Source organism: Sulfurovum sp. (assembly GCF_015493435.1).
Taxonomy (GTDB): Bacteria; Campylobacterota; Campylobacteria; order Campylobacterales; family Sulfurovaceae; genus Sulfurovum.
Genome location: NZ_WGDD01000058.1, coordinates 26,150 through 50,671, shown reverse-complemented (window position 1 = coordinate 50,671; position 24,522 = coordinate 26,150). Strand labels below are relative to the sequence as shown.

Sequence of the window (24,522 nt, the reverse complement as noted above, 5' to 3'; positions counted from 1 at the left end):
GATGTATGAAAGATCAAACATAAAATAAGGAATTTTACCAATATGAATCAAAAAATAGAAGCAAGCAAGATCGCATACGATGCCCTGAACGCTGCAGAAGGAATGAGCAGAAGAGAGGCACTGAAGGTCATGGGCCTGACGGGAGGTGCAGCGATGATGATGGGTACGCCCACCTCTGCCGAAGCTGGACCGAGCAGTGACAAAAAAGTCAAAGTACTCGTTGTCGGCGGCGGTGCAGGGGGCATTATGGCTCTGGTAAGGCTGCACCGGGCAATGCCGAATGCAGTATTCACGATCATTGCGCCCAATGAAATACATCTCTATCAGCCAGGACAGGTATTCATGGCGGCAGGGCTTTATACGCATAACGATATTGTCAAGCAAAACAAAGACTTCATTCCCTCCGGTGTGGAGTGGATCAAAGATGAAGTGGCTGTGTTCGATCCGGACAACAACAAAGTTGTGACACGTGCGGGCAAAGAAGCAGCGTATGACTATATGGTCGTGGCAACAGGTATTGTATACCATTATGAGTGGATCAAGGGGTTAACCAAAGAAGATATAGGTACCAACGGTATTTCGAGTGTATACCTCAGCAACCTTGAAAAAGGTACGACAAAAGGGGGTGAAGTAACCTGGAAATGGTTTAACGAACTAAAAGCTGCGGCTGCATCTGGCAAGAAGCCGACAGCGATCTATACACAGCCGGCTACTCCCATCAAATGCGGCGGTGCACCGCAGAAGATCCTCTACCTGAGTGCAGACCACCTGAAAAAAGAGGGCTTCGGAGCAAACTATATCTTTGCTACGAACGGTGGAAAACTTTTTGGTCTTCCTACGATCGCCAAGTCACTTGAAAATGTACAAAGCTGGTACGACACCATCACCAACAAGTTCAAGCACAATCTTGTAGCGATGGATGTTGCCAACAAAGTAGCGACCTTTGAAAGAACCTATGAAGTCAAAGGTGAATACGACAAAGATTTGGAAGAATACGATATGATCACCAAAAAAGAAATGGTGGACATGCAGTATGACTTCATCCATGTGGTACCGCCGATGTCTCCGCCCAAAGCAGTTGTGGACTCAAAGCTCGGATGGCAGAAAGGGTCAGCAAAAGGCTGGCTTGAAGTCGACCAGTATACGCTTCAGCACAAAAGATACCCGAATATTTTCGGTATAGGTGATGTATGCGGTATCCCCAAAGGAAAGACAGGCGGATCTGCACGGCACCATGCTCCGGTGGTGACGGCCAACCTTGTCGCAGCGGTGAACGGTGAAAAGCTTCCGGAAATTTTTGACGGATATACGGTTTGTCCTCTGAAAGTGGAATACGGAGAGATCATCATGGCAGAATTCAACTACGACGGACTGGCACCGACTGTCCCGTTCCTTGATCCGGCAACACCAAGGTGGTTCTGGTGGGCATTTGACCTGTATATGCTCAAGCCTATGTACTGGCACCTTATGTTGAGAGGATGGATATAACTCCCTCCTTTTTTCTCTCAATGAGAACAGGGGGGGGTCCCGTTCTTCTGGCACTCTTCTGATACTTTTTTTCTAAAAATTCCCTTGACTGCACAATGCGTGCATAAAAAAACGCTACACTGCCCAAACTAGTGTTTCAAGGAGCAAACAATGAAACTGAAAACAAGGATTCTTTTTCCGATAGGAATTCTCTTACTGCTTTTTGCCTCTGTGGCGTTTGGTGCAGGGAGTGAGACTGTACCTCTTTCCGGGCAGAGTACCTGGGCCCTCATAGGGGCAACGTTCGGTGCCGGAGTGCTGCTGACCTTCACGCCGTGTGTACTGCCCATGGTTCCCATTGTTTCAAGTATTGTGGCAGGCCAGGGGGAAGGGCTGACGAAAATGAAAGCCTTTTGGCTCTCTTTTTCCTATGTCATGGGTACAGCAGCCACGTATGCACTGATGGGAGCGCTGGCAGGTGCAACAGGCGAACAGCTGCAGGCCTATTTTCAAAATGTCTGGGCTATCAGTGCTTTCAGTCTTATTTTTGTGCTGATGGCGCTCTCCATGTTCGGGGTCTATACCATACAGCTCCCTTCTTTTATCCAGTCGAAGCTCAATGCCGAATCACAGCAGATCAAAGGCGGTTCCATCGTCATGGTCTTTCTGCTGGGGATGATATCTGCTCTTATTCTCGGTGCCTGTGTTTCTCCCGTACTCATCTCTTTCCTGAGTGTGGCCATTGCAACACATGATGCGGTACTGGGTGCTGTAACCATGTTCTCCCTTGCCCTGGGGATGGGTGTACCGCTCATCATTGTTGGGCTTGGAGCAGGGCAGCTCATTCCCAAAGCCGGAGGCTGGATGGAACAGGTGAAACATTTCTTCGGTGTGTTGCTTCTGGCTGTTGCCATCTACCTTTTCAACGAACTCGGACTGGTCAGTGAACTGCTGTTATGGGGTGTTTTCATTCTGATACTCGGTGTCTATATGCGTGCGCTCGAAGCACTTCCGGAAGCGGCATCAGGATGGACCGTGCTTGGCAAGGCGGTCGGGGTGCTTTTTCTGCTTGTGGGTACCATTCTGATCGTCGGTGCTGCAAGGGGCGGAGACGACCTTTACCAGCCTCTTAAAAGTGACATACCGGTGATTGTCTCTTCGGGAGAGAGAAATACACAGACTGCTGCATCACAGTTTCCTTTTGAACTGGTGCGCAATATGGAAGCATTTGAAAAAAAGCGTCAGGAAGCTATCCGCAATGACAAATTTTTCATAGCTTATTTTTACAGCGATACCTGCGGTGTATGCAAAAAGCTCAAGGCTACCACGCTGAAAGATGTCAAAGTCAGAAAAATACTGGCAGAACATTTTGTAGCGGTCAGAGTGAACATTACCGACCACTCCAACAAAGCAAGCATGGAGATCAAGAAAAAGTTCAATGTCTTCGGCACGCCTTCTTTTGTTTTCTTTGATCAAAGCGGCAAAGAAATGGAGGAGGAGAACTTTTACGGCTATCAGGGACCGGAAGAGTTTTTCGATACTCTTGACCTCATGGCAGGATGAGTAGAATAAACCGGGGACAGGCATTTCTCCGGGAGAAAATTTTCCCTAAAGTTTCAGTACACCTTTGACCCTTGCGGCCGTATCTTCTTTATGCAGACTCAGCCTGGACACAGAGCCCTCTTTAAAGTGTAAAATATCCGAAAAATTAACACAAGTATGTAGAAGGTTTAAAACTATTTATCATTGCAGCCACCAGGAATCTCTCCTCCTTTGCCATAACGGTAGGTAAAATCATACAAGTCGTTCCACTGTTTTTCACTTAGTTTGGTTTTATCGAATTTAGGGCATATTTTCAAGGTTTCCTCTTGAAATTTCCCCTGTTCTTTTATCTTTTCCCACTCGGCCTGCGTATGCTTTCGTGAAAATACTGAACCATAAAAACCACATTTTTTCTGCAATTTCTTTTTGTAAATTCTATGACCCAGTTTGTCATTACCTATTGCAAGTGTTGGTAGCATGAATCCTGTTATGGTTGTCATAATGATGATACTAAATCTTTTTTTCATATTTATTTGTCCTTATGTTAAGTTATACTTAACGTTATGGTATCAAGATTAACTTACGACTCTTTTAAAATCTCATTTTCCAACGTAGAAAAAAATGCTTTGTAAGTCTGTCTGTTAAAAATATACGGTTTGGCATAGAAAAGTGTTTCAAAGACAATCTTCCATAATGTAGGGAAATTTTCTTCATTTCTTATGCCACAGAGTTGTACCTGCATTCTCTGTTCTAAAAGGCTGAGTGCTTTCGCATGAAAAACATAGAGTTTCAGTATTTCATATTCTATACCGACGGCTGTAAAATAATCTATTAGTTTGAGTATGGAAGCTTCTTTGTCCGTAAAGTCATCTGCATGAATGGGAGAGAGTATCTCGTCTTTAAGCAGCTGGTCCAATAATACCTCATCTACTTTGTAAGCGTCTATAAACTCGTCTTTTGTGTAATGTTTTGCATCAGCAGGTATATCGCAAAGTGTATTCATCAAAGGAGTGATCATCGAGGAAGAGGAAGAGAAGGACTGATTCCTGTTTTGAAGTATCTGTCGGAGCTGTTCGTTGGTACTGCCAAAATGTTTTTTCATATATTCTATGTACCCTAGCAATTCCACATGTTCATCACTGTAGCGATGTACATTTGATTTTAATTTTTTGGCTTCAGGTAGAAGTCCTTCTCTTATATAGTAAAGTATGGTCGATTTGGGTATTTTTGTTTTTTTCACCAATTCTGATATTTTATATTCCATTTGCAATCCTCTTAATGTTCATATAAGAATTATAGCATATAATTAAAATCGTAAAGTTTAACTTAACATTATTGGAAGATGGTGAAAAATAAAATTTAATTAACACAAAGGAAAAGAAAAATGGCACATATAAAATTACCGGAATTTGAGGATATGACTCCTGCAATTCAAGACAAAGCGAGACCTATTTTGGAAAAAACAGGAAAACTGGGAGAAATCTTTAAACTCCTGGCCATAGATGAAAAAGTTTATTTTGCAACGGATGTAATGATTCAAAAGTATCTCCTTGATGAGACGACACTTTCGTATAATATAAAAGAGGCTATTGCATTGCTTATTTCAAAAGAGAATGGTTGTAAAATGTGTGTAGATGTCCACAAAAGTATTGCAAAGATGCTGGGTTTAAGTGATGAAAGAATAGCAGAAATTCTTCAGGGTGTGGATGCTATCAATAGTGATAACAGCGAAAAAGCTCTTTTGAATTTTTGTATAAAAGCATCAGGAAAAGAAAATTTTAAGATTTTAAAAGAGGAGATAGATACGCTTAAAGAGATGGGCTGGAGCGATATACAAATTATTGAAGCTGTTTCCATTACAGGGTATTTTAATTATATCAATACACTCTCTAATGTATTCGGGCTGGGAGAATAGCGATGAAAAGCTTTATATTACTTATCTTTGTTTTATTGATTACTGCACTGCAGGCCAAAGAATATAAAGTTATTTATGACTGTAGTTCTAACGAAGCAAGATATATAAAGAGCAGAATGTGGCTTGTAAAAAAGACAATGAATATGATGCAGGAAAACAATGATACAAGTAGTGTGGTACTGACACTTCATGGCGGTTGTGTTTCTATGGTTTCAAAAAATTATAAAATGATTGTCCCGGATGAAGATGTTCAAAATATAAAAAAAGCCCAAAAGTATCTTATTGCCTTATCCAAAAGAAAAAATGTAGAAATTATTGTTTGTGCCATGTCTTTAGCTTCCAATGCCATTGAGAAAAGTGAAGTATTGCCCTTTGTTCAAATATCTAAAAATAGTTTTCTTGATACAATCAAATATCAAAATGAAGGCTATGCCATTATGACTTTTAAATAATTTTGCAGTATCATGAATGTGATGACCATATTAATGCTGTTGCTGCTTTTGTGGGTATCATAATAAAAATCATTTGAGAAGAAATAGGGACAAAATGAAAACTGTACAGTTTGGCGAGAAGAGAGTTGCAGTGTCAAAAGTGGTCTGTATAGGGCGTAACTATGTAGAACATATCGAAGAGCTTGGCAATGAGATCCCTGAAAATATGGTAGTGTTTAACAAGCCCAATTCCGCTATCAGCGACACACTTTACTACTTTAGCGAAAAGTGCCGCTTTGAAGGAGAGATTTGTTTTCTGATACGCAGCGGCAGGATCGCAGGTGTCGGTTTCGGACTCGATCTGACCCATGCCGATATTCAGAACAGACTTAAACAAAAGGGACTTCCGTGGGAACGTGCCAAAGCATTTGACCACTCGGCTGTACTGAGCCGATTTGCTGTCTTTGGCGGAACAGTGGAAAGTCTACATATGAAACTCTACCGCAATGATAGACTGGTGCAGTATGCCGGCTATGACCTTATGATGTACAAACCTGCTGCCATGCTGGAGGAAATACAGACATTTATGACACTTGAAGACAATGACATTATCATGAGCGGTACGCCCAAGGGAGTAGCGACATACGATAGGGGAGACCGTTTTGTAGGTCAAGTCTTTTCCGGTACAAAGCTGCTTGTCGAGGCCTCATGGATCGTACAGGAAGAGGGACCTTTTGTTGCTTCAAACCAGCGTTCTAGAAAAGAGGAGCGTTCATAGATCTTTGCACCCAGTGCAAGCTTGTAGTCCATGTAGGGCTGTCCGAGATTCCAGAAGGCAAACCCTTTTCTTTGCAGATACTGTCCCAGGAGTACGAGCTGGGCAGTACCGTAATGGTTGTAGCGTTTTTCTCTGCGGCTGCAGCCGCTGAGACTGGTATAGGTTTTGCCAATGATATAGCCTGTTTCTCCGGCGACCAGTTTTCCCTCTTCTTCAATATAGGCTGAAATAAGCTGAAAATTGTCATCTGCACCCCGGGTCTGTTTAAGCATCCGGAAATAGCGCGGACTCAGCCAGTTGTTCTTGTGTATCTTTGAAATGGCTTGAACGACTGCGTCAGGATTTTGGCTTATGTGGAGTTTCAGGGGTTTCTGTCTGAACAGTTTCTGTACTTTTTTACTGATATGCAAGTCTTTAAAATCAAGCAGCGCATAGGAGAACTGTATCTCCGGCAGCAGGAGTTCTTTTTCTTCAAAAAAGTCCGTTACGGCAATGAATCCCGCTTTTGCCTGTGCGATGTAATATTTTGCAGAAAAATCATCGCTCCAGTAGTAGTTTTTATACATGTCGGGATAAATCTTTTGCCGGAGCAGGGTCTGGTCGCAAACCGCATGATAGGGAAGGTGATGGATGCCAAGCTGTATCGTGTCTTTCACTCTGCGCACCGCTTGTTTATGTTCCCTTTGCCTGCTTCATGTATCATGTTCACTCCATAGTTTTTGTTTAAGTGTTTAGTTAGTGCGGTAATATTGTAGTGAAAAACTGCTACAATTACAAAATTTTTTGGGAACAGCACGATGAAAATAAATGTTATCATTATTGATAAAAAGGGGAAAGACCAGCTTTATGCTCCTTTGATAGAACATTATAAAAAGATCACCAAACCTTTTGCCAAAGTGGAAGTCATAGCGCTTTTTGACAAAGAAATCTCCAAGGCACAGGATATTTCTCCCCAGGCAGCACAAAAATCCTACAGCAGGGCTCTGGAAAAATATTTGGGATCGGGTACAAATATCGCTCTGGATCCCGCTTCAAAAGAGTTTGACAGTTTCGAATTCGCAAATCTGCTTAAGGATAGCGCAACGGTGAACTTCTACATTGGCGGTGCATACGGCTTCGAGAGGGATTTTTTAAGCAAATGTAATAACGCCGTATCATTTGGTAAAATAACGCTTTCACATAAACTGGTGAAAGTTGTTTTGCTTGAACAGATCTTCAGAGGTTTGACGATCAATAACAATCACCCATATCATAAATAGGAAGAAGTACATATGTTAACACAAGACGAGTTGAAACGTTTCGAAAACAAGTTACTGGACAGAAGAGTACAGATTGAGAAGAACCTTGCGGGGACGGCATTGGAACTGAAAGGAATGCGGGATCTTGACCTCAATGACGAGGGTGATTATGCCGCAGCTTCTGCCGAAACGGTAGTTGATAGTGCAATTTTGGAGCAACAGCGCAAAGAATTAGCAGAAATTGACCTTGCTTTGGATAAAATAAAAAACGGAACTTACGGTATTTGTGAAATGTGTGAAGAGCCGATAGGCAAAGCACGCCTGGAAGTAAAGAATTTTGCACGTTTTTGTATTACATGCCGGGAGATCAACGAAAAAGAACAACAATAAAAGGATAAAATATGAGACTTGGGCTATATATCTTCGCAGCATTGACCCTGATGGGTATTACTGCCGCATTGACATACACAGTAAATCCCAACAACTATCTTGTAGAGTTTATGGGAATCAATTTTAATTTCCCAGTTGCCGTTTGGATCGTTCTGCCTATGGCTGTTTTACTGCTGTTTACAGCACTCCATATGGTTTTCTATTCTTTAAAAAGCTATTTTAAACTGAAGAAGTGGCAGAATGATGCAGCAACACTTGAAGATGCCTTGTACTGGTCACTGGTCAATGAACCCAAAGAACAGAAATATACCATAGAAGAGATCAGAGGCTCAGCGGTTCTTTTGGGCAAGTCTTCTCTGCATGTTCTCGATGCGGTGGAAGGACTGAATACAAGACTTTCAAAAGTTCTGAATCTCATTAACAAAATCAAAGGCGGAGAGTATGTTGATCTCAAAGAGCACAAAATGTCCAAAGTGTTCAGCGATGGGAACCCGCATCTGATAAGGAACCGTGTGAACCGTCTGCATCATGACCCTGAGTTTGTAGAAGAAGTCATGAAGTCATCATCCCAGTATTCCAAGCAGGTGCAAAAACACGCACTCGATATTTTTGCACGCAATGAAACATTCTTCAAAGCACGCAAATATGCCAAAATATTTGATGCAGAGAGTCTGCATGTCATGCTTGCACGAGTGGCACATGAAGAAGATATGGGCCTCAGTGCGGAAGTACTGAATGATTTTGTCTCCGCGATAAAATTGAACTGTTCAGATTTTGTAAAGATCGTCAATGTAACGAAAAAGGTATTTACACCAAACCAGAATCTTGCGCTCTTTAAAGAATACCAGAACAAATACCCCAAAGCACAGGAAGCCTACTTGTATCTGCTTTTTGACTATGAGCTTCTCGATGAGGTCAGTGCATATCTTGATGAACATGAAGAGCATGAATTCCTCAAGTTCAGAGCATTCTACGAGCTGAAAAAAAGCCAAAAGAAATTTAAACTTGAAGATATCATCAATATCAATACTATTTGCAGCAAATAGTATTTGATCTTTTCCAAAATGGCTGCGTTAGATTTTTCAGATCCTTTGTATGCCTTGGCCCCTCTCGCGGGCTTTACAGACCTTCCCTTTCGTTCTGTTGTCAAAAAATTCGGTGTTGACCTTACTGTCAGTGAAATGATCAGCTCAAACGCGTTGGTACATCACAGTAAAAAAACATACAAGATGCTGGAGAAAAGTCCCCTGGAAGATCCGTATTCCATCCAGATAGCAGGTTCTGACCTGAACGTGATCAGAGGTGCCGTAGAGATCATCAATGCACAGGAGGGTGTGAGCGTTATCGACCTGAACTGCGGATGTCCCGCTCCAAAAGTGGTAAACAATCTTCAGGGCAGCTCTCTTCTGACCGATCTTCCTCAAATGGGAAGGGTCATCGAAACGATCAAAAAATATTCCAACAAACCCTATACTTCGATGAAAATGCGTCTGGGTTTCAATGAAAAGAAACATATTGAGATCGCGAAAATTGCCGAGGCGAGCGGTGTAGACTATATTGCGGTGCACGGACGTACAAGAGCCGGACGATACAAGGCTGCGGTTGACTATGATGCCATCAGAGAGGTCAAAGAAGCAGTTTCCATTCCTGTCATAGCCAACGGTGACATCACTTCAGCGGAAAAAGCCAAATGGGTACTTGACTATACCGGTGCCGACGGTATCATGATAGGCCGTGCTGCCGTGGCGAAGCCCTGGATATTCAAACAGATCAAAGAGGGGATGGCTCAGCCGTCATCTGCACTTATCAAAGAAGTTGTTCTGGAGCATTTTGACCAGATGATCCGGTATTATGACAAATACGGTGCCGTCATTTTCAGAAAAAACCTGCATTCCTATTCTAAAGCCGGCTACAAGGGAGCATCTCTTTTCAGAGATACGGTCAACCGTATCGAAGATCCGAAAGAGATGAGAGAAGTGACAGAAGCATTCTTTTCGCAAACGTTTTTGTATGAATGTTGACCTGCATCAAAGCAAACGGCACAGAGACAGACTATAATCATACATTTTTAAAGGCAGTATCCTATGACATTCATCCTCATTAAAACCATTCATGTTTTCGCCGCATTCATTTACGGCGGTTTTCTTATTACGGACAATCTCTTTTTGGCCAAGATCAAGCGTTCATTCAGTGAAGAAGAACATAAAGTTATCCGTGAATCTTTCATGAAATATGTACGCAAAGTGGTGCCGCCGAGTCTTATTGTTGCTGTGGTAACCGGGCTTTATCTTATTTCGCAGGTTTACGGCCCCATAGGCCCGGACGGACTGACACGTTTTCAGACACTTCTGGGCATTAAAGCGTTTCTGGGTATCTGGCTGGGGCTCAGAGGCGGACTCCAGGTTTATTTCAAGATCCAGCCTTTTGTCTTTAAAAGCCATGTCCTCCCTTTTGCTTTTGTGATCACTATTATTTTTCTGTCGCAGTTTATGTATATCTGATCCGGGTTTAATGTTTCTTTTATGCTATAATTCCTTCTTAGTTTTTGGAGTAAAAGATGGTTGTTGAACTTTCATTTGTCGGTATTTTGATCGGGTCGCTGGCCGGTTTCTTTGGGATCGGCGGCGGTATGATGCTTGTACCGATGCTGCTTGTGCTCGGTTTTGAGATCAAAGATGCCATCGGTATTTCCATTGTACAGATGGTTTTTTCGTCGATCTTCGGTTCCTTTCTGAATTTTAAAAAAGGTTCACTGGTCCTCGGGGAGGGTATTTTCGTCGGTATCGGCGGATTTGTCGGCGGATTTATCGGGGCGAAAATAACACATCTTATCCCTGACAGTGTACTGCACTTTCTGTTTTTGGGACTGCTTGTCTATGCCCTTCTACGACTCTTCTTTTCTCCGAACCATATCGATGATACCCATACGAAAACCCTCGATAAAAGACTGCTTTTTGCCCTGGGTCTGACCATAGGGATATTTTCGATCACGCTTGGTGTCGGAGGCTCCATCATTCTTACACCGGTACTGGTGGGAATGCTGCACTACCCCATAAAAAAAGCGGTAAGTGCAGGACTTTTCTTTGTGGTATTCTCATCAGTTTCAGGCCTGATAGGCAGACTGATCTCCGGGAATATTGATTTTCACAGCGGTCTGATCGTTGCAGTGGCATCGCTGGTCGGTGTTACTTTCGGTATCTGGCTCAAAGACCATGTTAAATCAACCCATCATAAAATGGCATTGATCGTACTTTATCTCTTCGCTCTGGGAATGCTGGTCAGGAAGATGTGGTTTTGATGCAATGCTCTCTACCCGGTAATTATGCTATAATTCCAGATTAATTTTTACGCTGTTTCAAATGGCACAGGTAGTACAGGAAAGATAATTGAAAAAACAAAAAGACATGATACACGTTTACGGGGCGAAAGAAAACAATTTAAAAAATATAGATATAAGCATCCCTAAAAACAAGTTAGTGGTGATTACCGGTATTTCCGGTTCGGGTAAATCGACACTAGCCTTCTCAACACTTTATGCGGAAGGTCAGAGACGCTACATCGAGTCGCTTTCTTCCTATGCCAGACAGTTCCTCGGCCGCGTAGGCAAACCGGAAGTGGACAAGATAGAAGGTCTCACGCCCGCCATTGCGATTGACCAGAAGACTACGTCAAAGAATCCGCGTTCAACGGTAGGAACAATCACAGAGATTTATGACTATCTGCGTCTACTCTTCGCACGGGTCGGTGTACAGCACTGCCACCAGTGCGGCAAGCCTATCTCCTCCATGTCTGCCAGTGATATCATTGAAGAAGTACTGAAGCTTCCGGAAGGAGCCAAACTGGTCATTATGGCACCGCTGGTCAAAGAGAAAAAAGGTACTTTTGCCGATATGCTTGAATCTTTGCGGCATAAAGGCTACATCCGTGCCATGATAGACGGCGTCATGGTACGTCTTGATGACGAGATAGAACTCTCCAAAACCAAAATGCATACCATCAAAGTCGTGATAGACAGGGTGGTCATCAAAGAAGAGAATCGTGACCGTATAGGACAGGATGTGGAAAAGGCTCTTAAAGAGAGTTACGGTGAAATGGAAATAGAAGTACTCAATTACGAGGAATTGGGGCTTGACAGGCAGCATATCCATTATTCGGAACATTTGGCCTGTTTCGACTGCAAACTCAGTTTTGAACCGCTTGAACCGGTCAGCTTTTCTTTCAATTCGCCCAAAGGGGCCTGCCCCGCCTGTGACGGTCTGGGAATCCGCTATGCCATCGATCTCAAAAAAGTGATCGACCCTGAACTCTCCATCGACAAGGGTGCCGTAAAGATCATGTACGGGTTCAACAAAAGCTACTACACCAAATTTCTCAATGCCTTTTGCGAACAAAACGGTATCGATATAAAGAAGCCTTACGGTGAGCTTGCAAGCCATGAACAAAAAGCGATCCTTTACGGCAATGGAGGGGTGGTGGACTTTACATGGAAACGTCACAAGCTCAAACGTGAATGGCCCGGCGTGGTCAAGTTTGCACATGATATGTTCAAGGATGAAAAGGATCTTTCCGAATATATGACGGAAAAGGTGTGTGATAAATGCCATGGACACCGGCTGCGCCCGCGTTCCCTGGCAGTCAAGCTCGAAGACAGGAATATCGCCGATATTATCGACATGCCCATTGAAGAGTCTTATGCCTATTTTGCGGATAAAAAGAACTTTGCATACCTGACAGCACAGCAGAAGTTGATCGCCGAGTCCATTCTCAAGGAGCTCTATGAACGGCTCTATTTCCTTTATGATGTCGGACTTGGGTACATTACGCTCAGCCGGGATGCCCGGAGTATCTCCGGCGGAGAAGCACAGCGTATCCGTATTGCTTCTCAGATCGGTTCCGGACTGACGGGAGTGATGTATGTCCTTGATGAACCCAGTATCGGCCTGCATGAACGTGACACGATGAAGCTGATACGTACACTCAATTCTCTCAAGGAGAAAGGCAATTCGGTTGTCGTGGTAGAGCATGACAAAGAAACCATTCTTGCAGCTGACTATATTGTGGACATCGGTCCGGGGGCAGGTGAATACGGCGGTGAGATCGTTTTTTCCGGTGATGCGAAAAAGCTTCCCAAAGCCAAAACACTGACAGCCGATTATCTTTTTGGAAAAAAAGAGATCTCCTATCCGCATGAGAATCCGCAGAAAAAATGGATAGAGATCAAAAATGTGAACATTAACAATATTGAAAACCTTGATGCCCGGATACCGCTGCACAACTTTGTCTGTGTGACCGGTGTAAGCGGCAGCGGCAAAAGCTCGCTTATTCTCCAGACATTGCTGCCTGTCGCAAGGGAACTGCTGAACCGTGCCAAAAAGGTCAACAAGGTTGACGGTGTGGAGATCACAGGGCTTGAAGCGCTCGATAAAGTCATTTACCTCGATCAGAGTCCCATCGGGCGTACACCGCGTTCCAATCCTGCAACCTATACAGGTATTATGGATGAGATACGCAAACTGTTTGCCCAGACTAAAGAGGCTGAGCTTCGCGGCTACAAAGTAGGACGTTTTTCTTTCAATGTCAAAGGTGGGCGCTGTGAGAAGTGCCAGGGGGACGGCCAGATCAAGATTGAGATGCATTTTCTTCCCGATGTACTGGTCAGCTGTGATGCCTGCAACGGAACACGCTACAATGCCCAGACACTGGAAGTCCTCTACAAAGGAAAGTCGATCGCGGATGTACTGGCCATGAGTGTAGGGGAGGCACTGGAATTTTTCAAAGCCATTCCGGCCATCGCTTCGAAGCTTAAAACACTGACAGCCGTAGGACTTGACTATATTACTTTGGGACAGAATGCCACAACACTTTCGGGGGGCGAGGCTCAGCGTATCAAACTGAGCAAGGAGTTGAGCCGAAAAGATACAGGAAAAACACTTTATATTCTCGATGAACCTACGACAGGGCTGCATTTTGCCGATGTGGACAGACTGACAGGAGTACTGCACCATCTGGTGGAACTGGGCAATTCAGTTGTAGTGATCGAACATAACTTAGATATGGTGAAAAATGCGGACTATATTGTCGATATGGGTCCTGAAGGCGGGAACAAAGGCGGATTGATCATTGCGACCGGTTCTCCGGAAGCATTGGCGGCAGAGCATAAAGAAACAGGTTCATACACCGGTGAGTACCTGGCAAAAGAGTTGGGTTAACAAATACTGCTGCAGCCTATTGTCGAAGTGTGTGCAAATGTTTTCGTGAATTCTCGCGGGTAAATGAAATAGCGCTCTTGATGACCCACAAGATCACCAGCGTAGCAAGTATTTCATATCCGATCGCCCATGTCATCAGGAAAGGCGAATCGTGGTTGACCGCAATAAAAACTTTGAACTTTCCTTCCGCTATGTAGAAAAAGAGAAAAATAAGACCCAGAATATAGGGCAGAGAGATAAAATAGATTGCCAGAAAGATCTTTTCAAATCCTTCTGGGAAAAATAAGGGGGTATCATTCAATTGGACTTCCTGTTTTGTAAAGCTGCCGCCGATACCGTTAGCAGATTTTATACGTTCTTCCGGATGTGCAAAATGGATGGAAGTACCGTGCGATCGTTGTTTCCCCTGCATAAGATAACTCACTTTACAAATTTAATATTTTTATTGTGTCCTATTCTATATTAAAAATAATAATACTTTACTTAAAACAGTGTAAAATAAGAGGCAGTCTGCTGCATAGTATTTGGGCATCTGCTAATCGGTACGGCTTGTAATGCGAAATAGGCTAAAATACAGAAAAAAATCAGGTTTCCCTTTGAAAACAATCACCATTATAGATACATTCGGTTTCTTCTTCAGGTCATATTATGCTCTGCCGCCCCTGCGTAATTCGGAAGGATTTCCCACCGGACTTTTAACCGGTTTTGTGAATCTTGTAGATTCACTGCACCGGGACCATGCAACAGATTACCTGGTCTTCGCACTTGACAGCAAAGGGCCGACGTTCAGAAACGAAATCTACCCGCAGTACAAAGCGAATCGCGAAGCACCGCCGGAAGACCTTGTCAAACAACTGCCCATAGCGATAGAATGGGTGGAGAAAATGGGTTTTGCCAATCTTTCAAAAGAAGGGTTTGAAGCGGATGATATTATTACCACAGTTACCAAATTCGCGAGAGAACAGCAAATGAAGGTAACTGTGGTTTCTCATGACAAAGACCTCTATCAGCTCATTGATGACGGCATGGTGGTAATGTACGATTCAGTGAAACGCAAAGAGATCGATGAAGCCGCCTGTATTGAAAAATTCGGTGTAAACCCTAAAGATTTCGTTGATTTTCAGGCGATTGTAGGCGATACTTCCGACAATGTTCCCGGAGTCAAAGGTATCGGTGTCAAAGGGGCAGCGAAGCTCATCAATGTATTTCATACGCTTGAAAACATTTACGACCATATAGAAGAGTGCGGTACACCGCGCATTCAAAACCTTTTGCTTGAATACAAAGAAAGTGCATTTCTTTCACGTGAGCTGGTAAAGATGCGTGATGATGTTTATGATAATCTCGACCTGAGCCGATTTGAGTTCGAGGAACGGAACTATCTCAGCTGCCTGGTGGACGAATTTGAGAAATATGAGATGAAGCGTGCATTGCAAAAGGCAAAAGTCGGACAGAACGAAGCGGGCTGCCATGACATCACTCCGCCAAAACCGAAAACACCGGTACTTTCTTTTGAAGCCGTTACCCTTGATACCAAAGAAAAACTGCATGAAGTGATCGATGCTTTGCCGCACGACAGCCTTGTTGCATTCGATACTGAAACAACAGGTTTGGATACCAAAACAGACAAAATGGTCGGGTTCAGCTTTTGCACCTCGGGTGATAAAGCCTATTATGTGCCGGTGAGGCACAGTTATCTCGGTGTAGAAGAGCAAGTGTCCGTTGCAGATGCGGATGCAGCACTTCAAAAACTGATGAAACATCGGATCGTAGGCCAAAATCTGAAGTTTGACCTTTCCCTGCTTTACCATCAGCACGGCATTAAAGAAGTGCTGCCGTTTGCCGATACGATGATCATGGCCTGGCTTACCGATCCGGGTTCAAAGGTAGGACTGGATTCACTGGCGCAGAAATTTTTCAAATATACCATGAAGCCGTTTAAGGAAATGGTGAAAAAAGGGGAAAACTTTTCCCATGTCATTATTGCAGATGCAACTTTCTATGCGGCAGAAGATGCCTGGATGACCTATCTGCTCTACGGTGCTATCAAAAAGAAAATGGAACTTTCTTCCCTGACCCATTTGCTGAAAGAGGCAAAAAATGTAGAGTATCCTTTTATCAATGTTCTGATCCGCATGGAGCGTCTGGGGATCAAAGTAGATCAGGGAAGACTTGAAGTTTTGCAGAAGCAGCTCAGTGATGATCTGGTTAAACTCACTGCCGAGATCCATGATCTCAGCGGAAGCCAGTTCAATATTCGTTCTACACAGCAGCTTGGCGCAGTACTTTTTCAGCAAATGGGTCTCAAGGGAGGGAAAAAGACAAAGACCGGCTACAGTACGAACGAAGCGGTACTCCAGTCGCTTAAAGGGGAACATCCGGTCATCGAGAAGATATTGGCGTATCGTGAATACCAGAAAATGCTGTCTACCTATGTCGAGCCCCTGCTGAGGCTGGCAAAAAAAGATGAAAAAAGCCGCATTTACACTTCCTTTGTTCAGACAGGCACGGCAACAGGACGTTTGAGTTCCAGAGATCCGAACCTGCAGAATATCCCTGTCCGTTCCGCTCTGGGGCGTTCGGTCCGTGAAGCCTTTGTCGCTAAAGAAGGATACCGGCTGGTAAGTATTGACTATTCCCAGATCGAACTGCGTCTGCTGGCACATTTTTCAAAAGATACGGCACTGATGGAAGCATTTAAAAACGGTATGGATATACATATGGCGACAGCCGTCAAACTTTTTGGGGAGGAAGAGGCCCGTGCCAAACGGAACTTCGCCAAATCCGTGAATTTCGGACTGCTGTATGGTATGGGCCCGAAAAAGCTTTCAGATGAACTGGGCATCAGTACTTCTGAAGCTAAAGAGATCATCAGTCATTATTTTGCTTCCTTCCCGACAGTGAAGCATTTTCTTGAAAGTATTCAGGAGCGGGTGAAAATAGACGGTTATGTGGAGACACTGCTCAGGCGCAGACGTATTTTTGACTATGAACATGCCAACGGTATGCAAAAAGCAGCCTACATGCGTGAATCGGTCAATACTGTTTTCCAGGGTTCTGCTGCCGATCTCATCAAGCTTTCGATGAATGATATCGATGCCATGATAGAAGATGAAGGGCTGGAAGCACATATGCTGCTGCAAATTCATGATGAACTGATCTTTGAGGTCAAAGAAGAATCGGTTGAAAAAATTTCCAGGCGTTTTAAACATGTAATGGAAGAGATTTGGGAACTTGAAGTGCCGCTGGTCTGTTCTGTCAGTGTCGGGGACTGCTGGGGTGAGCTGAAGTAGTCATCGTATTCCGTATCATTCTTCGGGACAGGCTTCTTTTCTGAAAAGCATACGGACAACATTCTCGCTGGCAATGACGTTTGGCAGTATTTCCCTATACGAGGTCACTTCCGTATCTTCTTTGGTATAGCGGTCAATGAGACTCAAGTTCATATTTTCGAGTATTCTTTTTGCCTCTTCCTTGGCAACGGCTGCGCCGATACTTTCAATATTGTCCTGGTTGGCGATCAGGTGGGCATAATATCTGATGCTCAGCAAAACGGCTGACTTAGGATTCAGCGCAAAAAAGTTGAGTATAAGATGGTTTCCCGGTTCGTCGAATGAAGCAAAATCTTCCAAGGTCAAGGCATTCGGCTGCATTTCAAAATGGAGGATCTTTTTCTGTATTTCTTTTTTCAGGCGCAGGACAAAGAGAAACCCTGTGATGACATCTTTGTACTGGGAGATAAGAAAAAGATTCCCCGGATACAGAGCCCAGCTGCGAATAGGCATATCTTGCATATGGGTAAAAGCCGGATGATAGCTGTTCCGCATGTCATTTGCGACTTCAAGCAGTGTTTTTTGCCTTTGCTGCTCTTTGTTGCGTAAATGTGTCAGGGTGAGATTGTCTGCAGTCATCATTTCGGAGGGAAAGTTCAGTACAAGTTCTTTGCGTTTTCCGATAATCAGATTCTCTATACCTCTTTTACAAAGGGCACTTTCATTTTCCTCTATGCTGCAGTTGTCAAGACAGGGAAATGCTTTTCCTTTCTGTCTACCCTGAAAATACTGGAGTATTCTGACCTGTTTCGGGACTTTTGGCTGTGTGACCATCCTTTCCCATTTGCTGACAGTGGTAGTATCCAGGCCACGGAACACGCTATCGTCAAACAGGTAAAGTTCCTCTACCAGCTGTTCCTGTGTAAGACGGCTCTGTTCGCGGCATGTTTTTAGATAGTCGCTGAAATTCACGTTACTCTTCCCCTTCTCTCTTTCATTTAGAATGATGCATATTTGCACTAACAGTATAGCAAAAACTTTTTTTTCTTGTGCAACTTGGCATTTTTTTAATTTTTTTTTATCAAAGATGCCCTTATCAAAAGGGAAGATACATTCTATACTTCCGCATCACAGTAAAAAAGGAAACAGTATGACTGATACAAAAAAAACAGTAGAGCAGTTGATACATGAAGAAAAATATGAAGAGGCGCATAATATACTCATGTTACTGTTTCAGGAAAAAAATGATGATGCGGAAGTCTATTATATGCTGGGAACATATTTTAATGCAGTGGGAGATGTCTCCAATGCGGTCAGATCTTTTAAAAAATCAAGTGAACTCAAGCCGAATGATTCGGAATATTTTTTGGCTTTGGGTATGGCGTATGAAATGTTCGATGAACCGAAACTGGCGGTAGATGCCTACTTCAAAGTCATAGAGCTTAACCCTGAAACCGCCTTGGCTATGCAGCGTCTTGAAGTGTTAAAGCGAAAAGTAAAACAGGGATAGATACGATTTCTTGACAAAATTAACGAATGATTAATAAAGATGGGATATAATCGGCTCTCCGGGTACCCTGAGCACTGCGATAGATGCGTAAAATGTGTTCAGGGGTATCTCTATTTCCGACAAAAGGTTTATTTTTCCCATGTTAAAACATATTTTTTCCATGAAAATGGCAGTCCTGGTGCTGTTCATCTTCGGTGTATCCATTGGTATCGCGACATTTATAGAAAATGATTACGGTACACAGACAGCACAGGCGCTCGTTTATAAGGCAAGGTGGTTTGAACTTTTCCTGGTTTACTTTGTTGCGATTCTTCTTTACAACATTTTCAAATACAAAACATACAAAACCAAACCGGCTGTATTCCTTTTCCACTTTTCCTTTTTCATTATCGCCATCGGTGCACTGATCACCCGTTATGTCGGTTATGAGGGTATCATGCATATTCGTGAAGGACAGACGAGCAATATTATGGTTTCGAGTGAAAAGGTTTTGCAGGTATTTGCCCACAGCGGCGACCAGAACGCTTCTTTGGAAAAACCGCTTTATTTTTCATCTATGACAAAGAACCATCTCTCCGAAGATTTGAAAGTAGGAGATAAAAAAGTCAAGATAACCATGGTGAAATATCTGCCTACCGCAGAAGAGAAAGCAGTGAAAGACCCTCACGGGAAAACAATGCTGGAGATGAAGATCTCGGCAGGCGGACGCGGAAAGTTCTACTACTTTGCCAAAGGCGACAGAAAAGATTTCGGGAATTTTTATGTGGCGTATGAACCCAAAACGGAAAAAACAGACAAACCGACATTCCTCATCAGCGGTGAGCCGGATGCACTGAAAGTACATTTTCCTTTTATTCTTGAAACACTCAACATGAATACCAAACAGCAAAAAGAATTGAATGCGGGAGACAACAATCTTTCACGCAGAACCCTTTACCGTTTTGCGGACAATGCGGTCGTTTTGAAATCGGTTGAAAAGAAGGTCATTGTCAAAACCGTCTCTGACAGCCTTAAAACAAAACCCGGCAAGGCAGAGTTCGTACAACTGAAGGTCAGCGTAGGAAATGACAGTAAAATAGTAACCTTCCGTCCTGTAAAAGGTCAGACCGGCAAATGGCATACCGTGACACTTGACGGTGTTAAGATTAATATGAGCATTGGAGCAAAAGTGATCGAACTGCCGTTCTCCATCAAACTTGTCCATTTCGAACTGGAACGCTATCCGGGTTCTATGACCCCTTCATCGTATGCCAGTGATGTCGTACTGATAGACAAAGAGGAAAACTTGACCATGCCTTATAAAATCTATATGAATCACATTCTTGACCATAGAAACTACCGTTTCTTCCAGTCTTCGTATGATCCTGATGAAAAAGGTACAGTGCTTTCCGTCAACCATGATCCGGGTACACTCCCGACCTATCTGGGCTATATCCTGCTTGCCATAGGAATGATCTGGAGTCTTTTCATTCCCAACGGACGCTTCCAGAAACTGCTCAAAGGTGCCAGAAAGCTTCAGCACGGAGCACTTGCTCTGCTCTTTGCACTCATGCTTTTTGCACCGCAGCATTCACAGGCTGCTTCACCGAATATTACGCCTGAACAGCTCAAGACCATTTCAAAATACAATGCCGGCCATGCAGTGCAGTTCGGAGAGCTTGTAGTGCAGGACCATAGGGGACGTATGAAACCGATGGATACGATCGCGCATGATGTCGTTGCCAAGATCACAGGAAAAAGTTCGATTTTCGGCCTGGAACCGACACAAGTCTTTCTCGGTATGACCCTTCAGCCCGACGTTTATCAGAATATTCCCATGATCAAGATAGGCCATAAAAAAATTGCGCGTGAACTTGGGCTCCCTGATGATGCCAAATATGCCAAATTTACCGACTTTTTTGAGAAAAAAGACCATGCGTACAAAATTTTTGATGCTGTTTCGGCAGCAAGCAGAAAAAAACCGTTGGAAAAAACCCAGTATGACAAAGAATTGATCAAAATTGATGAACGTGTCAATGTTTCCTATATGGTATATCAGGGATCAATGATGCGGATTTTCCCAAAACCGAATGACCCGAACCATAAATGGTATGCCCCAATGGATGCAATGAAAACTTTCCCTCCAAAAGAGGCGCAGGAAGTCAAAATGGCTATTTCCGCCTACTTTATTATGGTTGGTCAGGCATTGAAAACAGGCAATTGGAAAAATGCCGACCTTGCACTCAAGGGGATCAAAAAATATCAGAGAACTTACGGAGCGGCCGTAATGCCGAGCCGCAAGCATATCGAAATGGAGATATGGTATAACAAACTCGGACTTTTCGGCAAGCTTGTGCCCGTCTATCTGCTGCTGGGTCTGTTGCTTCTGATGTTCTCTTTCATTCATGTGGTCAAGCCGAATTTCCCTATGAAGTGGATCATGCGTATTTCCTGGGCTGTTTTGATCGCAGCCTTTGCTCTGCAGGTAGCTGGCATGGGGATAAGATGGTATATTGCCGGACATGCTCCGTGGTCCAATGCGTATGAATCCATCATATTCATCGCGGCAGCCACCGTGCTGGCAGGCATTATTCTGGCGCGACGTTCACCGTTTGCCCTTGCAGGTACTGCCATCCTTGCCGGTGTGACCATGGGTGTTGCACATATGAACTTCATTAACCCGGAGATCACAAACCTGGTTCCGGTTCTGAAATCCTACTGGTTGATGATCCACGTGGCGACCATTATTTCGGGAGACGGTTTCCTCGGACTCGGTTCCATCCTTTCCCTGCTGGTACTGATTCTTTTTATTATCCGCGGCAAAGAAGGCGACGCCAATATTGACCGTTCCATCAAAGAGCTGACGAACCTTGCTGAAATGGGACTGATCATCGGTCTAATGCTGCTGACTGTCGGAAACTTCCTGGGCGGTGTCTGGGCCAATGAGAGCTGGGGACGCTACTGGGGCTGGGATCCCAAAGAGACCTGGGCGGCGGTGACCATTCTTATTTATGCTACAGTACTGCATATGCGGTTTGTACCAAAGCTGAATGATATCTTTATTTTCAATGTTGCATCAACGTGGGCATATTCCTCGGTACTTATGACCTATTTCGGGGTCAACTACTACCTTTCAGGCCTGCACTCCTATGCAGCGGGAGACCCTGTGCCTATCCCTATGTGGGTTTATTACGGCATTGCAGGCCTTGCGCTGTTGACACTGCTGGCATGGAGAAACAGAAAGATAAAAAAAGTCACAGCACCGACATCGTCATAATGACAGTTCCTATGGAGATAACATGAACACGCCTCTTCGCATATTGCATTTCAGTGATATTCATGTCAATATCCAGATAAGACACATGCATTGGAAGAAGTGGTTCAGCAAGCGTGCCATTGGTGCTGTAAACCTGCTTCGGGGGCGGGCGAAATATTTTGATGAGACAGAAGAAAAACTTGCCGCACTGCTACGTTTTAAAGAAGAAAACAGCATCGATATTGTGATCAATACAGGGGACTACACTGCGCTGGGGCTCAAAAGTGAACTGACATTGGCCAGACAGATGCTTGAACCCATGATGACCCCTCCTCAGAACTATATTACCGTACCGGGAAACCATGATATTTATGTGCATGAGGGAAACAGCCACTACCGTTTCAGCGAGCAGTTCTGCAGTGTACTGCAAAATGATCTTCCTGAGTACTGCCGGGGAGGGCACTGGCCGCTGATACGGCTTGTGGGCGATGAAGCGGCTGTGATCGCCGTCAACAGTGCCCGTCCCAATCCTTTGCCCTGGGTATCCAGCGGCGAGATACCGCCTGAACAGCTTGAATCACTCGGTGACATACTCAAAGATGAACGACTGCAAGGACGTTTTCTCTTCGTGATCACCCACTATGCCCCCCGTCTTTCTAACGGACAGGATGACAAAAAACTGCATGGTCTTATCAATGCGGATGAGTTTCTGAAAACCTGCAGCGGCATTGAAAACGGTGCCATTCTCTTTGGGCATATCCACAAAACCTACCGTCTGCATGTTCCGGAAGTGAAAAGTGAACTGTTCTGTGCGGGCAGTGCCACCATGGAAGGCCATGAAGGCTGCTGGGTCTATGAACTTGAAGGACAGAATATGGAGGCCAGACAAGTCGGCTGGAATGGCAAGGAGTACTGTTTTACCGCGTAGTCTGTTCTATGCTTTTGTGCTGAGTATACGTTTGATCGCTTCCGAACAGACGGTCAGGCCAACCGCCCCTGTCACGGCGACACAGGAGCCTTTCTCTTTGCATTTGTCTTCTTCCGGAGAGAAAACCACGGTGAAATTTCTATTGAACTTCGCTTTTTTGAGTTCGTTGCGTATCTTGCGTGCCAGTGCATCACCGTGGGTTTTCCAGATGGAAGCAACTTCTATGCTGTTTGTATCGTAGCGTTTTGCGGAACCCAGAGCCATAATAAGTTTTGGGTAACACTTTTTGGCAATTTCGATTTTGACTCTGGTTGTGTCGGCCGCATCGATGATGATATCGTACGGATCAAAGTCAAAGCTCTCTACCCAGGCTATGTCCATACGCTGATGGATGGTTTTTACCCCTGGATAGAGCTCTTTAAGACGTTCTACCTTTGCCCTGCCGACTGCTTCGGAGCCGATCTGTCGGTTCTGGTTCGTCTCATCATAAATATCAAAATCAAGAATGGTGATGTGCTTGACACCGGAGCGGTAAAGACAATCCAGTGCATAGGAACCGACCCCGCCGACCCCAAGTATGAGTATATTGGCTTTTTGAAGTTTTTCAAAGTCTCTCTCTCCAAAGAGCATACGGCAGCGTTCATATCTCACAGCCATTTCTCCAGTGCTTTGATGTCATCATGCGAAGTCATGTCAAGCTGTACAGGGGTGACAGAAACGTAGCCTTCTTTCACCGCTTCAAAATCAGTTGTATGGCCTGTGGTTTCCATCCACTCCAGACGGGGAAGGCCTATCCAGTAGTATTCCAGTCCGCGCGGATTGTAATGTACTTCTGCATGAAAACCGTAGTGTTTGTTGCCCAGTCGTGTACTCTTGAAACCTTTGCAGGAAGCAGCAGGGATAGGCGGAATGTTGATATTGAGGAATTTGCGTTCGGGCAGAGGGTAATTCCCTTCAAATATTTTTTGAACCAGTGCGGCAATGCTCTGCTGTGCCAGAGTATATCCGTATTTTTCTATGCTTTCACCGCTGTTCATGTAAACCTGCGAAACCGCAATGCCCGGAATCCCCTGAAGTACCGCCTCCATTGCTGCCGAGGCTGTTCCCGAATACGTGATGTCCTCACCCATGTTCGCACCGATATTAATGCCGGAAATGACGATATCGGGTTTTTTGTCTCCGGTAAAAAGTTTGGTAAGTGAAAGAAAAACACAGTCGGTAGGGGTTCCGTCATCGAGTTTGTAGAAATGTTCGTCTATTTCTATGAAACGCAAAGGTCTGGTCAGCGTTAGGGAATGCCCGCAGGCAGATTTCTCAGTTGTAGGTGCAACGACAGTCACATCACCCAAAGGTTTAAGGGCTTCTGCCAAGGCTATGAGTCCCTTTGAGTCATAGCCGTCGTCATTGGTGACAAGTATCTGTTTTCGTTCTGACATACTTTCTCTTTTTTTTGAGGTATTATAACAAAAATGGGGATGGTTTAGTACTATAGCTGTTCTTAATCTTTTTACTTTTTCTAATTGTTTGCAGTACGATTGTTGTATAACTCACTTCATCGATAACATCCAAACTATTATAGGATATACCAGGTTTGGGAACACACAGAA

23 protein-coding genes are annotated in these 24,522 nt (G+C 44.1%); 16 read left to right on the top strand and 7 right to left on the bottom strand.

The window, feature by feature from the left end; all coding sequences use genetic code 11:
* Nucleotides 1-42: 42 nt before the first annotated feature.
* Together F8L24_RS10670 and dsbD are read left to right on the top strand one after the other, a co-directional pair.
* Nucleotides 43-1,488, top strand: coding sequence for an FAD/NAD(P)-binding oxidoreductase (locus tag F8L24_RS10670; protein WP_294955431.1), 1,446 nt, complete (start codon nt 43-45; stop codon nt 1,486-1,488).
* Between the two features lie 150 nt (nt 1,489-1,638).
* Entirely contained in the window at nt 1,639-3,030 is a 1,392-nt protein-coding gene (gene dsbD / locus F8L24_RS10665) for a protein-disulfide reductase DsbD (RefSeq protein WP_294955430.1), read from the top strand.
* A gap of 173 nt (nt 3,031-3,203) precedes the next feature.
* Here the strand turns inward: dsbD and F8L24_RS10660 are convergent, their stop codons facing one another.
* Nucleotides 3,204-3,536: a hypothetical protein gene (locus F8L24_RS10660; RefSeq protein ID WP_294955429.1), complete on the bottom strand. Its 333-nt coding sequence runs from the start codon at nt 3,534-3,536 to the stop codon at nt 3,204-3,206.
* A gap of 53 nt (nt 3,537-3,589) precedes the next feature.
* Entirely contained in the window at nt 3,590-4,273 is a 684-nt protein-coding gene (locus tag F8L24_RS10655) for a MerR family transcriptional regulator (RefSeq protein ID WP_294955428.1), read from the bottom strand.
* A 120-nt stretch (nt 4,274-4,393) separates the two neighbouring features.
* Between F8L24_RS10655 and F8L24_RS10650 the strand changes: the two genes are divergently transcribed.
* The 3 genes from F8L24_RS10650 (at nt 4,394) to F8L24_RS10640 (ending at nt 6,133) form a co-directional block, all read left to right on the top strand.
* Entirely contained in the window at nt 4,394-4,924 is a 531-nt protein-coding gene (locus F8L24_RS10650; protein WP_294955427.1) for a carboxymuconolactone decarboxylase family protein, read from the top strand.
* Nucleotides 4,925-4,926: 2 nt separating this feature from the next.
* Entirely contained in the window at nt 4,927-5,376 is a 450-nt protein-coding gene (locus F8L24_RS10645; RefSeq protein WP_294955426.1) for a DsrE family protein, read from the top strand.
* 94 nt (nt 5,377-5,470) lie between these two features.
* Complete coding sequence (locus tag F8L24_RS10640) at nt 5,471-6,133, top strand: fumarylacetoacetate hydrolase family protein (RefSeq protein ID WP_294955425.1); 663 nt, start codon at nt 5,471-5,473, stop codon at nt 6,131-6,133.
* Here F8L24_RS10640 and F8L24_RS10635 read toward each other — a convergent pair.
* Nucleotides 6,025-6,789, bottom strand: a complete 765-nt coding sequence (locus tag F8L24_RS10635; RefSeq protein WP_294955424.1) for a hypothetical protein — start codon at nt 6,787-6,789, stop codon at nt 6,025-6,027. The genes F8L24_RS10640 and F8L24_RS10635 overlap by 109 nt on opposite strands.
* A 141-nt stretch (nt 6,790-6,930) precedes the next feature.
* Between F8L24_RS10635 and F8L24_RS10630 the strand changes: the two genes are divergently transcribed.
* The 7 genes from F8L24_RS10630 (at nt 6,931) to uvrA (ending at nt 13,970) form a co-directional block, all read left to right on the top strand.
* Nucleotides 6,931-7,392, top strand: a complete 462-nt coding sequence (locus F8L24_RS10630) for a 23S rRNA (pseudouridine(1915)-N(3))-methyltransferase RlmH (RefSeq protein WP_294955423.1) — start codon at nt 6,931-6,933, stop codon at nt 7,390-7,392.
* A 12-nt stretch (nt 7,393-7,404) separates the two neighbouring features.
* Nucleotides 7,405-7,761: an RNA polymerase-binding protein DksA gene (gene dksA / locus F8L24_RS10625; RefSeq protein WP_294955422.1), complete on the top strand. Its 357-nt coding sequence runs from the start codon at nt 7,405-7,407 to the stop codon at nt 7,759-7,761.
* An 11-nt stretch (nt 7,762-7,772) separates the two neighbouring features.
* The gene (locus F8L24_RS10620) at nt 7,773-8,807 is read left to right on the top strand and encodes a hypothetical protein (protein WP_294955421.1); all 1,035 of its coding nucleotides are present in this window, start codon (nt 7,773-7,775) and stop codon (nt 8,805-8,807) included.
* A gap of 18 nt (nt 8,808-8,825) precedes the next feature.
* Nucleotides 8,826-9,782 (top strand): tRNA-dihydrouridine synthase, encoded by a 957-nt coding sequence (locus tag F8L24_RS10615; protein WP_294955450.1) that lies wholly within the window; start codon nt 8,826-8,828, stop codon nt 9,780-9,782.
* 63 nt (nt 9,783-9,845) lie between these two features.
* Nucleotides 9,846-10,262 (top strand): hypothetical protein, encoded by a 417-nt coding sequence (locus tag F8L24_RS10610; RefSeq protein WP_294955420.1) that lies wholly within the window; start codon nt 9,846-9,848, stop codon nt 10,260-10,262.
* 56 nt (nt 10,263-10,318) lie between these two features.
* Nucleotides 10,319-11,059 carry a sulfite exporter TauE/SafE family protein gene (locus F8L24_RS10605; RefSeq protein WP_294955419.1) on the top strand — a complete coding sequence of 247 codons (741 nt, stop codon included), beginning with the start codon at nt 10,319-10,321 and terminating at the stop codon, nt 11,057-11,059.
* 106 nt (nt 11,060-11,165) lie between these two features.
* Complete coding sequence (gene uvrA, locus F8L24_RS10600) at nt 11,166-13,970, top strand: excinuclease ABC subunit UvrA (RefSeq protein ID WP_294955449.1); 2,805 nt, start codon at nt 11,166-11,168, stop codon at nt 13,968-13,970.
* 16 nt (nt 13,971-13,986) lie between these two features.
* Here the strand turns inward: uvrA and F8L24_RS10595 are convergent, their stop codons facing one another.
* Nucleotides 13,987-14,394 (bottom strand): hypothetical protein, encoded by a 408-nt coding sequence (locus F8L24_RS10595; RefSeq protein ID WP_294955418.1) that lies wholly within the window; start codon nt 14,392-14,394, stop codon nt 13,987-13,989.
* 172 nt (nt 14,395-14,566) lie between these two features.
* Here F8L24_RS10595 and polA point away from each other — a divergent pair, with 172 nt between their 5' ends.
* Nucleotides 14,567-17,263 (top strand): DNA polymerase I, encoded by a 2,697-nt coding sequence (gene polA / locus F8L24_RS10590; RefSeq protein ID WP_294955417.1) that lies wholly within the window; start codon nt 14,567-14,569, stop codon nt 17,261-17,263.
* 15 nt (nt 17,264-17,278) lie between these two features.
* Here polA and F8L24_RS10585 read toward each other — a convergent pair whose 3' ends face one another.
* Nucleotides 17,279-18,214, bottom strand: coding sequence for a helix-turn-helix transcriptional regulator (locus F8L24_RS10585; RefSeq protein WP_294955416.1), 936 nt, complete (start codon nt 18,212-18,214; stop codon nt 17,279-17,281).
* 178 nt (nt 18,215-18,392) lie between these two features.
* On the opposite strand from F8L24_RS10585, the gene F8L24_RS10580 reads away from it, so the two are divergent.
* The 3 genes from F8L24_RS10580 (at nt 18,393) to F8L24_RS10570 (ending at nt 22,915) form a co-directional block, all read left to right on the top strand.
* The gene (locus tag F8L24_RS10580) at nt 18,393-18,752 is read left to right on the top strand and encodes a hypothetical protein (protein ID WP_294955415.1); all 360 of its coding nucleotides are present in this window, start codon (nt 18,393-18,395) and stop codon (nt 18,750-18,752) included.
* Between the two features lie 139 nt (nt 18,753-18,891).
* Complete coding sequence (ccsA, locus tag F8L24_RS10575; RefSeq protein WP_294955414.1) at nt 18,892-22,008, top strand: cytochrome c biogenesis protein CcsA; 3,117 nt, start codon at nt 18,892-18,894, stop codon at nt 22,006-22,008.
* A gap of 22 nt (nt 22,009-22,030) precedes the next feature.
* Nucleotides 22,031-22,915, top strand: coding sequence for a metallophosphoesterase (locus F8L24_RS10570; protein WP_294955413.1), 885 nt, complete (start codon nt 22,031-22,033; stop codon nt 22,913-22,915).
* 6 nt (nt 22,916-22,921) lie between these two features.
* Here the strand turns inward: F8L24_RS10570 and F8L24_RS10565 are convergent, their stop codons facing one another.
* The gene (locus F8L24_RS10565) at nt 22,922-23,566 is read right to left on the bottom strand and encodes a ThiF family adenylyltransferase (RefSeq protein ID WP_294955448.1); all 645 of its coding nucleotides are present in this window, start codon (nt 23,564-23,566) and stop codon (nt 22,922-22,924) included.
* A complete protein-coding gene (surE, locus tag F8L24_RS10560; RefSeq protein WP_294955412.1) occupies nt 23,563-24,351 on the bottom strand; it encodes a 5'/3'-nucleotidase SurE in 789 nt (262 codons plus the stop codon). The genes F8L24_RS10565 and surE overlap by 4 nt, the downstream gene beginning before the upstream one ends.
* Between the last annotated feature and the right edge of the window lie 171 nt (nt 24,352-24,522).

Coding starts and splice junctions, on each gene's coding strand:
- F8L24_RS10670 (WP_294955431.1), top strand. CDS start 43: ATGAATCAAAAAATAGAAGCAAGCAAGATCGCATACGATGCCCTGAAC.
- dsbD (WP_294955430.1), top strand. CDS start 1,639: ATGAAACTGAAAACAAGGATTCTTTTTCCGATAGGAATTCTCTTACTG.
- F8L24_RS10640 (WP_294955425.1), top strand. CDS start 5,471: ATGAAAACTGTACAGTTTGGCGAGAAGAGAGTTGCAGTGTCAAAAGTG.
- F8L24_RS10655 (WP_294955428.1), bottom strand. CDS start 4,273: ATGGAATATAAAATATCAGAATTGGTGAAAAAAACAAAAATACCCAAA.
- F8L24_RS10605 (WP_294955419.1), top strand. CDS start 10,319: ATGGTTGTTGAACTTTCATTTGTCGGTATTTTGATCGGGTCGCTGGCC.
- F8L24_RS10615 (WP_294955450.1), top strand. CDS start 8,826: ATGGCTGCGTTAGATTTTTCAGATCCTTTGTATGCCTTGGCCCCTCTC.
- surE (WP_294955412.1), bottom strand. CDS start 24,351: ATGTCAGAACGAAAACAGATACTTGTCACCAATGACGACGGCTATGAC.
- F8L24_RS10630 (WP_294955423.1), top strand. CDS start 6,931: ATGAAAATAAATGTTATCATTATTGATAAAAAGGGGAAAGACCAGCTT.
- F8L24_RS10580 (WP_294955415.1), top strand. CDS start 18,393: ATGACTGATACAAAAAAAACAGTAGAGCAGTTGATACATGAAGAAAAA.
- dksA (WP_294955422.1), top strand. CDS start 7,405: ATGTTAACACAAGACGAGTTGAAACGTTTCGAAAACAAGTTACTGGAC.
- F8L24_RS10620 (WP_294955421.1), top strand. CDS start 7,773: ATGAGACTTGGGCTATATATCTTCGCAGCATTGACCCTGATGGGTATT.
- F8L24_RS10610 (WP_294955420.1), top strand. CDS start 9,846: ATGACATTCATCCTCATTAAAACCATTCATGTTTTCGCCGCATTCATT.
- F8L24_RS10645 (WP_294955426.1), top strand. CDS start 4,927: ATGAAAAGCTTTATATTACTTATCTTTGTTTTATTGATTACTGCACTG.
- uvrA (WP_294955449.1), top strand. CDS start 11,166: ATGATACACGTTTACGGGGCGAAAGAAAACAATTTAAAAAATATAGAT.
- F8L24_RS10570 (WP_294955413.1), top strand. CDS start 22,031: ATGAACACGCCTCTTCGCATATTGCATTTCAGTGATATTCATGTCAAT.
- F8L24_RS10650 (WP_294955427.1), top strand. CDS start 4,394: ATGGCACATATAAAATTACCGGAATTTGAGGATATGACTCCTGCAATT.
- ccsA (WP_294955414.1), top strand. CDS start 18,892: ATGTTAAAACATATTTTTTCCATGAAAATGGCAGTCCTGGTGCTGTTC.
- F8L24_RS10660 (WP_294955429.1), bottom strand. CDS start 3,536: ATGAAAAAAAGATTTAGTATCATCATTATGACAACCATAACAGGATTC.